We start from the raw sequence: 14,376 nt of genomic DNA on the forward strand, positions 1-14,376 counted from the left end.
AGTCCGCCCGAAGTCCTCCCGAGGCCGTCTCGCGGTCAGCCGGCGCCGGTCCGAGATGCGGTCCGGGTCCGTCGCGACCACCCTTGACGGATGAGCGTCGGACTGGTGATCGCGGCCGTGGACGGATCCGAGCACAGCCTGCGGGCCCTGGAGTGGGCCCGGCTGGCCGCCCTGCGCCACGACGCCGCCCTCATGGTGGCCCACGTGCTGCCCGACGTCTCCCAGCTCTACGCGGGCCGCCGCTCGGCCCTGCACGACCCGAACGAGCCGGAGGAGTACCCCGACCCGGTCGGCGACCACGTGCGCGGCGTCCTCGAAGCCGCCCCCGAGCTGCCCCGCGAGGTGCGCTACGAGGCCCTGGAGGGCTCCGTACCGGAGGCGCTGCGGGCCGTCGGCGCCGAGAGCGCGCCGCTGATGCTGGTGATGGGCTCCCGGGGACGCGGCGGGTTCGCGAGCCTGCTCCTCGGATCCAGCAGCCGGGCCGTCGCCACCACCGCCTCCTGCCCCGTGGTGGTGGTCCCGCACGCCGAGCGCGACGCGCGGGCCGCCGCCGCGGATCCCTCCGCCGGGCGGGTGGTCCTCGGGCTGCACGCCGCCGAGACCCCCGAGGACGTACTGGCCTTCGCGTTCGCGGAAGCCGCCGCGCGGGGGACCACCGTCCAGGTGGTCTCGGCGTACGCGATCCCGCCCGGTCCGACGATGGTGATCGACAGCCCCTTCGCCGTGATCCCGCCCGAGGCCCTCGCCGACGGGGGCGACGCGGTACCAGCCGAACGGGAGATGCTGCGGTCCCAGACCGAGCGGCTCGCCCCGCTGCGGGCCCGGTACCCGGACGTGCCCGTGGAGCAGGCGGCCGTGCCGGGGGACGCGGCGGGGCGCCTGGTGACGGCGTCCCGGGCCGCGGCGCTGGTCGTGGTCGGCCGCCACCATCCGCGCCGCCGCGGGCTGCTGATGGGCTCGGTGGCCACCGCCCTGCTCCAGCACGCGCACGGCCCGGTGGCCGTCGTACCGACGCTGCCCGACGGGGCCGAGGACGCCTGAGCCCTGCCGATCCGGCCCGTCCGGTCGCCCCTGCGGTCCCCACCGGCCACACGGGCCCTTCTGACCTGGGTCGATCCGCGTGGGGGTGGCATCAATCGGGCCGGCCGGGGGAAGGTGGAGGCGAGGGGGGTCTGCTTCGCGCCGGCGGAGGAGGACGACCGGACCAGCCCGGGGTGGTGGCCGATGCCCGAGGTTCAGCAGAGCGGTACGACGACGACGGACGGGAGCGAACCGGACGCGCCGCCGGAGACGGCGGCGCAGCGCAGGGCGCGACGCGCCCAGTTCCTGCGCGATCTGAACGAGGCCCGGGAGCTGCGTGACCGGGTACAGCCCCGGCGTGCCCGAGCGGCCCGCATGCGCCAGCAAATGCGGATGCGCACCTTCCGCTGGTGACCGGCGCCGCGACACGGCCGCCGCGCGGAAGACCTCTCGCAAAGCCGCTGTTTCTGCCACGATGCCGATTGGGCGGGGCACGCGCCGGTGAGCACCACGACCGTCGCACCCCAACCTCCGGCCGGGGGGACCTCCAACCGGCACGCCTATGACCAGTGGGAGAGTCACGGTGTATTTCGCCGCACTGCTCGCGCGCACCGAAGACGGGTGGGAAGCGAGCGACCTGGAACTCGACGACGTCGAGTCCCTCAGTGATCTGATCGATCTCGCCCGATCCGCCGCTGTCGACGACGACACGGTGGTCGCCCTCATCGAGCAGGAGGACGCCTGGTTCGGCGTCATCCGCGTGGACGGCGAGGAGGACCCCCGGTACTTCGTATCGAACGCCTCCGCCGCCGACCGCAGCTCCTACGGCTCGATGCTGACCAAAGAGCTGCTGGGCAGCGACGAGGAGGACGACGATCTCGACGAACTGGACCTGGACGGCACCGAGGACGGCGAGGAGACACCCCTCACCGCTTTCACGGACGAGGAGGACGACGAGGACGACACGTCCCGACCCGGCACCGAACCGGTGACGGCCGGACCGCTCGGCGACCCGAGGCTGCTCGACGACCTCGGCGTCGGCCACAAGGAACTCATGTCCCTCGACGGAGACGCCCTCACGGAGATCGCCGACGCGCTCGGCGCCACCGACGTACTGGAGGCCGTCCGCTAGTGACCGCCGCGCACGACATCACGTACGACCCCGATCCCGTACGGGATCCCTGGCTGGACTCCATGCGCCTGGCGCTGGAGCAGGCCGCCCTGGCGGTACCGGCCGGCGACGTGCCGGTCGGTGCCGTCGTGCTCGGCCCGCACGGCGACCTCCTCGCCGTCGGGCACAACGAGCGGGAGGCCACCGGCGACCCCACGGCGCACGCCGAGGTGCTGGCGCTGCGCCGGGCGGCCGCCCGGCTCGGGGAATGGCGTCTGACGGGGTGCACGCTGGTGGTGACCCTGGAGCCGTGCGTGATGTGCGCGGGCGCGCTCGTGCAGTCCCGGGTGGCCCGGGTGGTCTTCGGCGCGGGGGACGAGAAGGCGGGCGCGACGGGGTCCCTGTGGGACCTCGTGCGGGACCGCCGGCTCAACCACCGCCCGGAGGTCGTCCGCGGGGTGCTGGAGGACGAGTGCGCACACCTGCTGACGGACTTCTTCCGGGACCGGTGAGGAGCCGGTGAGGAGCCTCCGAGGGGCTCCGGGGCGGGCCGCGCACGGCGGATTTGCAAAGCACTCCCCACCGTAGGCTAGGATCTCTCTCGGTAGTGTGTCCGAGTGGCCGAAGGAGCTCGCCTCGAAAGCGAGTATGGGGCAACCCATCGGGGGTTCAAATCCCTCCACTACCGCTCTTGATCGAGAGCCCCGGTTCGTACGAACCGGGGCTCTCGCGTTCGCCCGCGTGACCGCCCGCCCGTTCGGCCGTTGTCACGGCATGACCAAGACCCAGCGCATGCTCGCCGCCTTCGCCCTCGCGGGGGCCGCCGCGGGCCTCGCCGCACCCGCCGCCTCCGCGGCGCCCCTCGCCCCGCTGACCCTCCCGGACCTGCCGTCGCCGGCGGCGGACATGCCGCCGGGCGCCCAGCCCCGTTCGGTCCAGGAGATCGGCGGGAAGCTCAGCCAGGGGGCCAACCAGCTCAACCAGCTGATGACCCTCCCGGACCAGCTCGCCCCCGTGATCGCGCCCGTCCAGCCGATCGTCGAGCTCGCCGGGGCCATCGAGTAGGAGCGCACGCGAAGAAGGCCCCGACCGGGGTCGGGACCTTCATCGTGGGACGGGGGAAGTGGCATCGGGGGGACAAGCCACTTCCCCCGTGGAGGACGGAACCTGCCAGTCCGAGCCGCAGTCAGGGGGGAAGCTTGCGGCTCGGACCCCGCAGTGAGGTCCTGTCCCTCACCCACCGATTTCCTGCCAGAACCGGTGGGCTCGTGTTCAATCCTGCGCCTCTCACGACCGGACACCCACCGGCAAAGGGCCCGGATCAACGGGTCATTGGTCCATAAAGGGCGGGTGAGTGTCCAAACTCGAACAGTTAGACTCACCCGACTTCGCAGGACCGGTTGGGGAGGCCGACACCGTTCATGGACACCAAGAAGCTCATCACGGGCGTCCTCACCGTGTTCGTCCTCTTCGTGATCATCACCCAGCCCAAGCGGGCGGCCGAGATGGTCGGAATAGGCTTCCAAGGCATATCGGATGCCGCCTCCGGCATCGGCGAGTTCATCACCGAACTGGTGAACTGAACCCGTACGCTGAAGCGGATTCCAGGCTTTCCGGCCCCCCACTCCGACGGGTGGGGGGCTTTTCGCGTTCCCGACCGCCACACCGAATGCCCCATATGCCCAACTTGCCCTCAACACGGCGATATACGGTGCTTGCACACAGTCCACATCTCTTGTGATGCTATGACCGCTTTTGACGGATGAGTTGAACGAAGGGGTGGCGTGACCGTGCCGGCCAGTACTGCGCCTCAGGTGCCTCCCCAGCAAGAGCTCCGCCACCACCGGGAGCAGGCCCGTACGGAGGAGCGCGCGGAGGCCCGTACGGAGGCGCCCCGGGGGGCGCGTACGGGCGCGCGAGAGCAGGGGCGCGCGCAGGCGCGCGAAGAGGCGCGCGCCGATGCGGAGGAGCCGCCGGAGGACCTTCCGGCGGCGACCCGGGCGGAGGCTCCCGCCGCCGCCTCGGCGGACGCCCGGGAGGACGCCCGGGAGCACCCGCGGGAGGAGGTCCGGGAGGAGGCGCCTCCCGCCCCCAGGACGTCGAGCCGGGGCGCCGACACCCGGGCCCTGACCCAGGTGCTCTTCGGGGAGCTGAAGGGCCTGGAACCGGGCACCAGGGAGCACCACCGGGTGCGCGGGGCCCTCATCGAGGCGAACCTCCCGCTCGTGCGGTACGCGGCGGCCCGCTTCCGCAGCCGCAACGAGCCGATGGAGGACGTCGTCCAGGTCGGCACCATCGGCCTGATCAACGCGATCGACCGCTTCGACCCGGAACGCGGCGTGCAGTTCCCGACCTTCGCCATGCCGACCGTCGTGGGCGAGATCAAGCGCTACTTCCGCGACAACGTCCGCACCGTCCACGTCCCGCGCCGGCTCCACGAGCTGTGGGTGCAGGTCAACGCCGCCACCGAGGACCTCACCACCCTCCACGGCCGTACCCCCACCACCCCCGAGATCGCCGAGCGGCTGCGCATCAGCGAGGACGAGGTGCTCTCCTGCATCGAGGCCGGCCGCAGCTACCACGCGACCTCGCTCGAAGCCGCCCAGGAGGGCGACGGCATGCCCGGCCTGCTCGACCGGCTCGGCTACGAGGACCCCGAACTGGCCGGGGTCGAACACCGGGACCTCGTACGCCACCTGCTGGTCCAGCTCCCCGAGCGCGAGCAACGCATCCTGCTCCTGCGGTACTACAACAACCTGACGCAGTCGCAGATCAGCGCCGAACTCGGCGTCTCGCAGATGCACGTCTCCCGGCTGCTCGCGAGGAGCTTCGCCCGTCTGAGATCCGCAAACAGGATCGAGGCCTAACCGGATCGGGTGGAGGGATTTCAGCGTTTCCCTACAGAACCGGCTCATTCCGCTCGGCCGGCGCTCTGTCACTGGAGATACTTGTCGACATGACGCTACAGCGTGTTGCCGACATGTGACATTCTGCTGGAACCGCGTTTGCCGCAGCCCCGCCTCCGGTATTCAGGTGGAGGCTGCGTTCCTCCGACGGGCGCGCCCATACGCGACCGTCCGCGACCTCAAGGGGGTGGCATGTCCGTAGACCAGGGCAGCTCCAAGGTGCTCACGCTCGTCAAGCGTGAAGAGCCCGCCGTGTCCGACCGCTCGGAAGCCATCGACACCCGCACCCTCTCCCGCTCCCTCTTCCAGCGCCTGGCGACCCTGGACGCGGACAGCCCCGAACGGGCCTACGTACGCGACACCCTGATCGAGCTGAACCTGCCCCTCGTGCGCTACGCGGCGGCCCGCTTCCGCAGCCGCAACGAGCCGATGGAGGACATCGTCCAGGTCGGCACCATCGGCCTGATCAAGGCGATCGACCGCTTCGACTGCGAACGCGGCGTGGAGTTCCCGACGTTCGCGATGCCGACCGTCGTGGGCGAGATCAAACGATTCTTTCGGGACACCTCCTGGTCCGTCCGCGTCCCGCGCCGGCTCCAGGAGCTGCGCCTCGCGCTGACCAAGGCCAGTGACGAGCTGGCCCAGAAGCTGGACCGCTCGCCCACCGTGCCGGAGCTCGCGGCCGTGCTCGGGGTCTCCGAGGAGGAGGTCGTCGACGGTCTCGCCGTCGGCAACGCGTACACCGCCTCCTCCCTGGACTCGCCCTCCCCCGAGGACGAGGGCGGCGAGGGTTCGCTCGCGGACCGGCTCGGCTACGAGGACACCGCGCTCGAAGGGGTCGAGTACCGGGAGTCCCTGAAGCCGCTCCTTGCCAAACTCCCGCCCCGGGAACGGCAGATCATCATGCTGCGGTTCTTCGCCAACATGACCCAGTCGCAGATCGGCGAGGAGGTCGGCATCTCCCAGATGCACGTCTCCCGGCTGCTGACGCGCACCCTGGCCCAGCTCCGCGCCGGCCTGATCGGCGAGTAGACCCCGACCGGCGGTCGGTGAACACCGGCTTCGGGGTTCTCATTTGACGCTACGTCAGGAAAACTGGCGCGATGCGAAGGGGACCCCGTACGGCGCTCACCCTCACCGTCGCCGCGTGCTGCACGGCCGCCGCCGCCCTGACCGGCTGCGGCGGCCCGGGACGGGACGGCTACACCGCCGTGGGAGCGGCGGCCCCCGGGCCCGAGCGGGGCGCGGGGGAGAACGTCGCGCCCCGGGGCGGCCTGGAGTTCCAGTCGCTGCCCGCTCCGACACCTCCCGCCGCCTCCGACTCCGCCACCGCCCTTACGTCGCCCGGCTCCTCGGGGTTCCCGGCACCCGGGGGCTCCGCCGGGGGCGGAGCGAGCGCCGCCGACCCCGGTGGCTCCGTACCGGCGCCCGGCACCCCCCGGGACCCGGCGGGACCACCCCCGCAGACCGGCACCGGGGGCGCGGGCGGCACGGGCGGCTCCGGCGGCTCGGGCACTTCCGGCGGCTCGGGGGACTCGGGGGGCACGGGCTCCTCCAGCGGCTCCGGCGGCTCCGGGAACCCGCCCGGCACCCCGCCCACCTCCCCGCCCGGCACCGGACCGGGGACGAGGCCGCCCACCACCACGCCACCACCGCCCGCGAGCCCGGCCCGGGTGACCGTCGGCGCCCCGATCCGCGCGGCGGCGTCCGAGCGCCGGTGCGAGCGCGTCACCGTGACCTTCACCAACACCGGCGGCACCGCGGTCCGTTCGGGCACCGTGTCCTTCGCCACGCACATCATCGGCGCGCTCGGCGTCGACTGGGCCACCGTCACCACCACGCAGCCCCTGCCCGCCCCCCTCGCCGGAGGCGCCTCGAAGACGCAGACCTACACGGTGTGCGTGGAGGCCTGGCGGGTCCCCCTGGGCATGCGCGTCGAGACCCGCGCGGTCACGGCCGGCTGGAGCTGACGGACCCCGCCGCAACCCTGCGGCGCCCCTGCCGCGACCCCGTGGCGAGCCCTCCGGGGCCCGCTGCGGGGTTTTCCGATTCCTTTACCGCCCCACCCCCCGAATTCATTTGCCTGTAGCAACCATCCGCTTCTATCGTTGCCCTAAGCAACGAGATGGGGGGTGGTCCCGTGACCACGCAGGCGCCGACGGCACGGGGCACCCGCTACGAGGAGCTGGCCCGCCGGCTCACCGGGATCGGCGCGGTCAAGAGGGACCTCGCCCGCACCCTGCCCGCCGACTGCCCGCCCGGAGCCGCCGCCGTGCTGACCGTGCTCGACCGGCACGGCCCGATGCGGCTCAGCAGGCTGTCCGAGCTGATGGCCGTCGACATCTCGGTCTCCAGCAGACACGTCGCCCACGTGGCGGAACGCGGCTGGATCGACCGGGAGACCGACCCCGGCGACGGACGCTGCCGGATCCTGCGCCTGACCCCGGCGGGCCGTGACCTGCTCGCCGAGCTCGGCGCCCGGTACACGGTCGCGCTGGAGAAGGCGCTCGCCGACTGGTCGGCCGAGGACATCGACACGCTCAACACCCTGCTGGCCCGACTCCGATCGAGCTTCTAGACCAAAGGAACCACATGGCTACGACCACACCCTCCGGTGTGCGGGAAGGCGGCCGGTCGAAGGCCTCGTCCGACGGCGCACCCATGACCCACCCCCAGATCATGAAGGCGCTGTCCGGGCTCATGCTCGGCATGTTCGTGGCGATCCTGTCCTCCACGATCGTCTCCAACGCCCTGCCGCAGATCATCAGCGACCTCGGCGGCACCCAGTCCTCCTACACCTGGGTCGTCACCGCCGCCCTGCTGTCGATGACGGCCGCCACCCCCCTGTGGGGCAAGCTGTCCGACCTCTTCAGCAAGAAGCTGCTCGTCCAGATATCCCTGGTGATCTACGTCCTCGGCTCCGTCGTGGCCGGCCTCTCCCAGAACACCGGCATGCTGATCGCCTGCCGCGTGGTCCAGGGCATCGGCGTCGGCGGCCTCTCCGCCCTCGCCCAGATCGTGATGGCCGCGATGATCTCCCCGCGCGAGCGCGGCCGCTACAGCGGCTACCTCGGCGCGGTCTTCGCCGTCGCCACCGTCGGCGGCCCGCTGCTCGGCGGCGTGATCACCGACACCGACTGGCTCGGCTGGCGCTGGTGCTTCTACGTCGGCGTACCGTTCGCGATCATCGCGCTGATCGTCCTCCAGCGGACCCTGCACCTGCCGGTCGTCCGCCGCGACGTCAAGGTCGACTGGCTCGGCGCCTTCCTCATCAGCGGCGCGGTGTCCCTGCTGCTGATCTGGGTGACCCAGGCCGGGGACTCGTACGCCTGGATGTCCTGGACCACCCTGGCGATGACCGGCGGCGCGCTCGTGCTCGGCCTGCTCTTCCTGCTCGTCGAGTCCCGCGCGAGCGACCCGATCATCCCCCTGCGCCTGTTCCGCAACAAGACCATCAGCCTGGCCTCCGCGGCCTCGCTCTTCGTCGGCATCGCGATGTTCTCCGGCACGGTCTTCTTCAGCCAGTACTTCCAGCTGGCCCGGAACGAGTCCCCCACCATGTCGGGCGTCCTGACCATCCCCATGATCGGCGGCCTCTTCGTCTCCTCGACGGTCTCCGGCCAGATCATCACCAAGACCGGCAGGTGGAAGGCGTGGCTGGTCTCCGGCGGCGTCCTGCTGACCGCCGGACTCGGCCTCCTGGGCACCCTGCGCTACGACACGGCGTACTGGCAGATCGCCTGTTTCATGGCGCTGACCGGCCTCGGCCTCGGCATGATGATGCAGAACCTGGTCCTCGCCACCCAGAACCAGGTCGCCCCGGAGGACCTCGGCGCGGCCAGCTCCGTCGTCACCTTCTTCCGTTCCCTGGGCGGTGCCATGGGCGTCTCCGCGCTCGGCGCCGTCATGGCCACCCGGGTCACCCACTACGTCCAGGACGGCCTCACCGCACTCGGCCCGAAGGCCGCCGCGATGGGCCACGGCGGCACCGGCGGGGGCGGGATCCCCGACCTCGACAAGCTGCCCGCGCCGATCCGCACCGTCATCGAGTCCGCGTACGGGCACGGCGTCGGCGACGTCTTCCTCTACGCCGCCCCCTTCGCGCTGCTGTCGCTGGTGCTGTGCCTCTTCATCAAGGAGGTCGCGCTGAAGTCGAAGCCGTCCGCCACGACCCCGGCCGCCGAGGGCACCACCCAGATCCCCGTCCCGGCCCAGAGCGGTGAGGCACGGGCCACCGCTTCCGCGCAGGCCGCTCCGGCCCCGATCGGGTCCGCCGGGTCCGCCGGGTCCGCGAGCGTCGACCGGCCGTAGGCCCCGCGCCCCGGGACGACCCACCGGTGCCCCGTCACCCCCGCCCGGGGGCGACGGGGCACCGGCCGTTCGGGGGAGGGGGGGTCCCGGCGGGCGCGGGCCCATGGTCCCGACACCGGTGACCTCGGGCCCGGAGACCCGCGCGGCCCGGGCGCCCATGCTGGAACCCGTGCCCGGCGTACGACCGACCCGGGCGCGCGCACCGGCCCCCGGCGAGGAACAGCATGTCCATCCGAACCACCCTCACGACCCTCGCCCGCCGGCTGCGCCGCCCCGAACACCCGGACGCGGCGGTGCTCCCGGACGCCGCCCACCTGCTGGTCCGCGCCCCGCAGCACGGGGCGCGCTGGCCGCACCGCAGCCCGCAACAGGTCGCCTGGCAACTCGCGGGAGTCCTCGGACACCCCCTCGACGTCCGTCTCGTCACCATCGAGTTCGGTCTGGCCCGCACCGCGGCCGTCCTGGCCGAGGGCCTGGAGCCGGGGGAGCTGCGCACCGCGATCACCGTGCCCGAGGTTCCCGCCGGCACCTACCGCGTCCTGGTCACCTCGGCCGGCGCGCCCGACGCGTACAGCGCGGAGATCACCGTCACGGGGGACTGAGGGGACGAGGAGCCGGGTCCACCCGACGGCCCGCGTCCGTCAGCCGCGGGCGTGGCGGGCGGCCTGCGCCTCGATGCCCGCGATCAGGACGTCGACGGCGAGGTCGAACTCCGCCTCGGGGGCGCGCCGTACGTCCGCCCCACACCCCTTGAGGAACCGCGACACGGCAAGGTGGGCACCCGTCCGGCCGGGGTCCACCAGGTCGGCGGCGTCCAACAGCCGGTGCAGGGCGGCGTCGAAGGCCCGCGCGTGCGGCCCGATGTTCGGGTAGGCCATGCTCAGCGGGGCCACCCACGGGTGCTCCACCAGCAGGCGACGGTAGTCACGGGCCAACGCCCGCAGCCCGACGGGCCAGGGCTCCCCCGGAGGCGGACCGGCCGGCGGCGACTGCCCTCCCAGCGCGCTGTCCAGGGCGAGTTCGAGCAGATCGTGCTTGGTGTCGACGTACCAGTACAGGGACATCGCCGTGACCCCCAGCTCGGCCGCCAGCCTGCGCATCGAGAAGCGGGCCAGCCCCTGCGCGTCGAGCAACCGGACGGTGGCGGCCGTGATCCGGTCCCGGTCCAGGGCCGAAGGCGCCTCGCCGCGCCGCCGGGCCGGGGTGACGCGTCCGGCGGCCAGCCACACACTCGCCCTGGCCTCGCCCGGATCGGCCTCGGTCACCATGGAGGCACCTCCTCACCACAAGGGGATCAGCCCGGAATGCCCGGTCCGCCCTCTTGATGCTAGGGGGTGATGCCTGGATCCTGACCTGACCGGGGCCGGATCCAGGCGGGTTGACGGCGGGTCGCGGCGGGTCGGCGGCGGGGCGCCGGCGGCCGCGACCCCCGCCCGCGTCAGGACGTACCGGACACCGGGGACGTGAGGTCGTAGAAGGTGGCCCCGCCGACGGTGGTCGCCCGGAAGTTCGCCCGGACCCAACCGTCGATGGCGTTGCCCGCTGCCCCACCGGGACCACCGGCGCGCGCGCCGCCCGGTGCCGCGGCGCCGGCACCCTCGCCGCCCGGCTCGCCCTGGAGCGTGCCGGAGCCGATGAACCAGTGGATCCGGCCCTCCTTCACGTACGCCTGGAACCGCTCCAGGGTCGGGGAGGGGTCACTGCCGTTGAACCCGCCGATCGCCATCACCGGCTCCCCGGAGGCCAGCTGGTAGCTCGCCGCGTTCTGGGAGCCGACGGTCGCGGCGGCCCAGGTGTGGCGGGAGGCGCCGTCGCGCAGCGCGGCCTTCGCCTCGTCACCGACCCTGGTCCCGCCCAGCAGCCCACCGGGACCGCCCCCCTGGCCGCCGGGACGGGCCTGACCCCCCTGGCCGCCGGGGCGGGCCTGGCCGGCGCGGTCCGTGGCACCGCCGTCGGGTGCTCCCGTGCCGTCCGCGGCGGTACCCGGACCGCCGGGACCCCGGCCCGGGGCCCCGCCCGGGAAGCCTCCGGCCGCTCCGCCCGGGAAGCCGCCCCGCATGCCGCCCCGCGGGAGGGCTTCGCCGCCCGCGCCGAACCGCGCCGGCGCGCCCCCGGGGCCTCCCGCACCGCCCGGCCCGCCCCGGGCACCGGCCACCGCCGGACCGGCGGTCACGATGGAACCCGTGTGCCCCGTGCTCACCGTCGTCAGGCAGTACGCCAACGGCCCGGCCAGCGCCGCGCCCAGCCCGACCGCCACCACCACGGGCACCGCCCGACGGCCCAGCCGCGCGGCGAAGGGCAGCGCGAGCGCCGCGCCCACGCCCGCCACCAGGACCGTCCAACGCAGCCACGGCAGGTACCCGGTCGAGCGGCCGAGCAGGACGAAGGCCCAGCAGGCGGTCAGCGCGAGGGTCCCGGACAGGGTCAGCGCGGCGGGCCACGCCCCCCGCTCCTCCCACAGGACGGCCGCCCCCATGCCCACCAGCGCGGCCACGAAGGGCGCCAACGCGACCGTGTAGTACTCGTGGAAGATGCCCTGCATCCAGCTGAACACCACGGCCGTGATCAGCAGGCCGCCGCCCCAGGCCAGGAAGGCGGCGCGGGCCATGCCCTCCAGGGAGTCGGTGGTCCGGCGGGCCCGCCAGGTGATGACCAGGCCGGCCACGAGCAGCACCAGGGCCGCGGGCAGCAGCCAGGAGATCTGACCGCCGATGTTGGCCGAGAACAGCCGGTCCACGCCGGTCTCGCCCCAGCCCCCGCCGCCCGGACCACCGGAGCGGCCTCCGCCGCCGACGCTGCCCGTCTCGTTGCCGTTGATGCGGCCGAGGCCGTTGTAGCCGAGGGTCAGTTCCAGGAACGAGTTGTTCTGCGAGCCGCCGATGTACGGGCGGGACCCGGCGGGCCACAGCTCCACGATCGCCGTCCACCAGCCGCCGGCCGCCACCATCGCGAGACCGGCGAGCGACAGCTGCCGCAGGCGTCGCAGCGGGCGGGTCGGCGCGCAGAACGCGTAGAGGAGGACGAGGGGCGGCAGGATGACGAACGCCTGGAGGGTCTTGGTCAGGAAGCCGAACCCGACCGCGACCCCCGCCCACACCAGCCACCGGGTGCGCGCCCCGTCCAGGGCGCGCAGGACGCAGTGGACGGTGACGGTCAGCAGCAGCGTGAGCAGCGCGTCGGGGTTGTTGAAGCGGAACATCAGCGCGGCGACGGGCGTCAGTGCGAAGGCCGCGCCCGCGATCAGGCCGGCCGCCGGTCCGAACCAGCGGCGCACGGAGGCGTACAGCACGGCGGTCGTGGCGACGCCCATCAGGGCCTGCGGGGCGAGGATCTGCCAGGAGCCGAGCCCGAAGAGCCGTACGGACAGGGCCATCGGCCACAGGGCGGCCGGGGGCTTGTCGACGGTGATGGAGTTCCCCGCGTCGGAGGAGCCGAAGAAGAAGGCCTTCCAGCTTTCGGAACCGGCCTGGACGGCCGCGGAGTAGAAGGAGTTGGCGTAGCCGGAGGCCGCGAGGTTCCACAGCAGCAGGAGGGCCGTGGCGAGCAGCAGGGCGGCGAGGGCGGGCCGTTCCCACCGGGGGCGGGCGGCGGCGTACCGGGTGGTGGCGGAACCGGCCGTCGCCCCGGAGGGGGGCGCGGGCTCGGTGGGCGGGAAGAGCGGCGGCGCGGCCGTGGTCACGGGCCCTCCTTCGTGATGGTCGGGGTGTGGACGGCGGTGTCGGATCGGGAGGTCGAACGCGGCTCGGGACCGGGCTCGGGCCGGGGTGCGGGCCAGGGTGCGGGCCGGGGCTCGGGGAAGATCCAGGCCCGGAAGAGCAGGAAGCGGATCACGGTGGCGGCGAGGTTCGCGGTGATCAGCACGGCCAGCTCCGTGCCGTGCCCCGGTCGGGAGCCGGCCGCCGCGAGGGCGGCGAGCGAGCCGCTGGTCAGGGCGAGGCCGATGCCGAACACCACGAGCCCCTGGGCCTGGTGGCGGACCGCCCGGGCCCGGCCGCGCACGCCGAAGGTCAGCCGCCGGTTGGCGGCGGTGTTGGCGACGGCGCACAGCAGCAGCGCCGCCGCGTTGGCGCCCTGCGGCCCGGCCAGGGCGCGCAGCGCCGAGTAGAGCACCAGGTAGAGCAGGGTGCTGAGCACGCCGACCGCGCAGAAGCCGAGGAGTTGGCGGGCCAGCCCGCGCGGCACCCCGGGCAGCGCCGTCCGGTCGCGCGGGTCGTCGCCGAAGGGGCGGGCGAGCCGGTCGAGCGGAAGCGCGCCGACGGCCAGCGCCCGGCCGACCCGCCAGACGCCCTTGAGGTCCTCGGTGGCGGTCCGGACGAGGTGGACGGTGGAGTCGGGGTCGTCGACCCAGTCCACGGGGACCTCGTGGATGCGCAGTCCGGCCCGTTCGGCCAGCACCAGCAGCTCGGTGTCGAAGAACCAGCCGGAGTCCTCAACGAGCGGCAGCAGCCGTTCGGCGACCTCGCGCCGGATGGCCTTGAACCCGCACTGGGCGTCGCTGAACCGGGCGGCGAGCGAGGAGCGCAGCAGCAGGTTGTAGGCGCGGGAGATGAACTCCCGCTTCGCCCCGCGCACCACGCGCGAGGAACGGGCGAGGCGGGTGCCGATGGCGAGGTCGGAGTGGCCGGAGATCAGCGGCGCGACGAGCGGCAGCAGCGCGTTGAGGTCGGTCGACAGGTCCACGTCCATGTACGCGAGGACGGGTGCCTCGGAGGCGGACCACACGGTGCGCAGCGCCCGGCCGCGCCCCTTCTCCTCCAGCCGCGTGCTGCGCACCCCCTCGATCTCGGCGGCGAGGGCGGCCGCGACCCGCGGGGTGCGGTCGGTGCTCGCGTTGTCGGCGATGGTGATGCGGAAGGGGTACGGGAAGGACCGCGTGAGGTGCGCGTGCAGCCGGCGCACGCACGGGCCGAGGTCCTTCTCCTCGTTGAAGACCGGGATCACCACGTCGAGTACGGGCACCCCCGGCAGCGGCGCGAGCGGCGTCCGTGCGGGCAGGGCCCCGGGAGAGGTGTCGGTTGGCATGCTCCG

Annotated in this window: 14 protein-coding genes, 1 tRNA gene and 1 pseudogene; 13 read left to right on the forward strand and 3 right to left on the reverse strand. The window is 73.4% G+C overall.

From position 1 onward, the window contains the following. Positions 1 to 90: 90 nt before the first annotated feature. The 13 genes and pseudogenes from AB0D01_RS26765 to AB0D01_RS26825 all read left to right on the forward strand — a co-directional run bounded on the left by AB0D01_RS26765 (position 91) and on the right by AB0D01_RS26825 (position 9,950). A complete protein-coding gene (locus tag AB0D01_RS26765; protein ID WP_363059520.1) occupies positions 91 to 1,041 on the forward strand; it encodes a universal stress protein in 951 nt (316 codons plus the stop codon). Between the two features lie 183 nt (positions 1,042 to 1,224). Further along, entirely contained in the window at positions 1,225 to 1,434 is a 210-nt protein-coding gene (locus AB0D01_RS26770) for a hypothetical protein (RefSeq protein ID WP_363059521.1), read from the forward strand. Positions 1,435 to 1,603: 169 nt separating this feature from the next. Next, positions 1,604 to 2,152, forward strand: coding sequence for a hypothetical protein (locus AB0D01_RS26775; protein WP_363059523.1), 549 nt, complete (start codon positions 1,604 to 1,606; stop codon positions 2,150 to 2,152). A 62-nt stretch (positions 2,153 to 2,214) separates the two neighbouring features. Beyond that, positions 2,215 to 2,643: a tRNA adenosine(34) deaminase TadA gene (gene tadA, locus AB0D01_RS26780; RefSeq protein WP_363059605.1), complete on the forward strand. Its 429-nt coding sequence runs from the start codon at positions 2,215 to 2,217 to the stop codon at positions 2,641 to 2,643. Between the two features lie 91 nt (positions 2,644 to 2,734). Next, positions 2,735 to 2,819 (forward strand) — tRNA-Ser (locus tag AB0D01_RS26785). 86 nt (positions 2,820 to 2,905) lie between these two features. Continuing rightward, positions 2,906 to 3,196 (forward strand): hypothetical protein, encoded by a 291-nt coding sequence (locus tag AB0D01_RS26790; protein ID WP_363059524.1) that lies wholly within the window; start codon positions 2,906 to 2,908, stop codon positions 3,194 to 3,196. Between the two features lie 356 nt (positions 3,197 to 3,552). After that, complete coding sequence (locus AB0D01_RS26795) at positions 3,553 to 3,714, forward strand: hypothetical protein (RefSeq protein ID WP_164720920.1); 162 nt, start codon at positions 3,553 to 3,555, stop codon at positions 3,712 to 3,714. A 231-nt stretch (positions 3,715 to 3,945) separates the two neighbouring features. Further along, the gene (locus AB0D01_RS26800; RefSeq protein ID WP_363059526.1) at positions 3,946 to 4,998 is read left to right on the forward strand and encodes an RNA polymerase sigma factor SigF; all 1,053 of its coding nucleotides are present in this window, start codon (positions 3,946 to 3,948) and stop codon (positions 4,996 to 4,998) included. A gap of 231 nt (positions 4,999 to 5,229) precedes the next feature. Then, entirely contained in the window at positions 5,230 to 6,069 is an 840-nt protein-coding gene (locus tag AB0D01_RS26805; RefSeq protein ID WP_363059528.1) for an RNA polymerase sigma factor SigF, read from the forward strand. A gap of 71 nt (positions 6,070 to 6,140) precedes the next feature. Beyond that, on the forward strand, positions 6,141 to 7,007 hold the full coding sequence (locus tag AB0D01_RS26810) for a hypothetical protein (RefSeq protein ID WP_363059530.1): 867 nt from the start codon (positions 6,141 to 6,143) through the stop codon (positions 7,005 to 7,007). 155 nt (positions 7,008 to 7,162) lie between these two features. After that, entirely contained in the window at positions 7,163 to 7,615 is a 453-nt protein-coding gene (locus AB0D01_RS26815) for a MarR family transcriptional regulator (protein WP_363059532.1), read from the forward strand. 14 nt (positions 7,616 to 7,629) lie between these two features. Beyond that, positions 7,630 to 9,339, forward strand: a pseudogene (locus tag AB0D01_RS26820) (MDR family MFS transporter); the annotation flags it as partial. Between the two features lie 233 nt (positions 9,340 to 9,572). Continuing rightward, positions 9,573 to 9,950, forward strand: a complete 378-nt coding sequence (locus AB0D01_RS26825) for a hypothetical protein (RefSeq protein WP_363059534.1) — start codon at positions 9,573 to 9,575, stop codon at positions 9,948 to 9,950. 39 nt (positions 9,951 to 9,989) lie between these two features. Here the strand turns inward: AB0D01_RS26825 and AB0D01_RS26830 are convergent, their stop codons facing one another. The 3 genes from AB0D01_RS26830 to AB0D01_RS26840 all read right to left on the reverse strand — a co-directional run bounded on the left by AB0D01_RS26830 (position 9,990) and on the right by AB0D01_RS26840 (position 14,370). Beyond that, on the reverse strand, positions 9,990 to 10,616 hold the full coding sequence (locus AB0D01_RS26830) for a helix-turn-helix domain-containing protein (RefSeq protein ID WP_363059536.1): 627 nt from the start codon (positions 10,614 to 10,616) through the stop codon (positions 9,990 to 9,992). A 170-nt stretch (positions 10,617 to 10,786) separates the two neighbouring features. Then, on the reverse strand, positions 10,787 to 13,027 hold the full coding sequence (locus tag AB0D01_RS26835) for a glycosyltransferase family 39 protein (protein WP_363059538.1): 2,241 nt from the start codon (positions 13,025 to 13,027) through the stop codon (positions 10,787 to 10,789). Beyond that, positions 13,024 to 14,370, reverse strand: coding sequence for a glycosyltransferase (locus AB0D01_RS26840; protein WP_363059540.1), 1,347 nt, complete (start codon positions 14,368 to 14,370; stop codon positions 13,024 to 13,026). Before AB0D01_RS26840 ends, AB0D01_RS26835 begins: the two co-directional genes overlap by 4 nt. Between the last annotated feature and the right edge of the window lie 6 nt (positions 14,371 to 14,376).

The organism is Streptomyces sp. NPDC048606, assembly GCF_040650855.1.
Lineage (GTDB): Bacteria > Actinomycetota > Actinomycetes > Streptomycetales > Streptomycetaceae > Streptomyces.

Bases quoted from the DNA above. Each gene is read 5' to 3' on its own strand.
- tadA (WP_363059605.1), top strand. From the start codon at position 2,215: ATGCGCCTGGCGCTGGAGCAGGCCGCCCTGGCGGTACCGGCCGGCGAC.
- AB0D01_RS26840 (WP_363059540.1), bottom strand. From the start codon at position 14,370: ATGCCAACCGACACCTCTCCCGGGGCCCTGCCCGCACGGACGCCGCTC.
- AB0D01_RS26770 (WP_363059521.1), top strand. From the start codon at position 1,225: ATGCCCGAGGTTCAGCAGAGCGGTACGACGACGACGGACGGGAGCGAA.
- AB0D01_RS26815 (WP_363059532.1), top strand. From the start codon at position 7,163: ATGGGGGGTGGTCCCGTGACCACGCAGGCGCCGACGGCACGGGGCACC.
- AB0D01_RS26795 (WP_164720920.1), top strand. From the start codon at position 3,553: ATGGACACCAAGAAGCTCATCACGGGCGTCCTCACCGTGTTCGTCCTC.
- AB0D01_RS26765 (WP_363059520.1), top strand. From the start codon at position 91: ATGAGCGTCGGACTGGTGATCGCGGCCGTGGACGGATCCGAGCACAGC.
- AB0D01_RS26790 (WP_363059524.1), top strand. From the start codon at position 2,906: ATGACCAAGACCCAGCGCATGCTCGCCGCCTTCGCCCTCGCGGGGGCC.
- AB0D01_RS26830 (WP_363059536.1), bottom strand. From the start codon at position 10,616: ATGGTGACCGAGGCCGATCCGGGCGAGGCCAGGGCGAGTGTGTGGCTG.
- AB0D01_RS26825 (WP_363059534.1), top strand. From the start codon at position 9,573: ATGTCCATCCGAACCACCCTCACGACCCTCGCCCGCCGGCTGCGCCGC.
- AB0D01_RS26805 (WP_363059528.1), top strand. From the start codon at position 5,230: ATGTCCGTAGACCAGGGCAGCTCCAAGGTGCTCACGCTCGTCAAGCGT.
- AB0D01_RS26810 (WP_363059530.1), top strand. From the start codon at position 6,141: ATGCGAAGGGGACCCCGTACGGCGCTCACCCTCACCGTCGCCGCGTGC.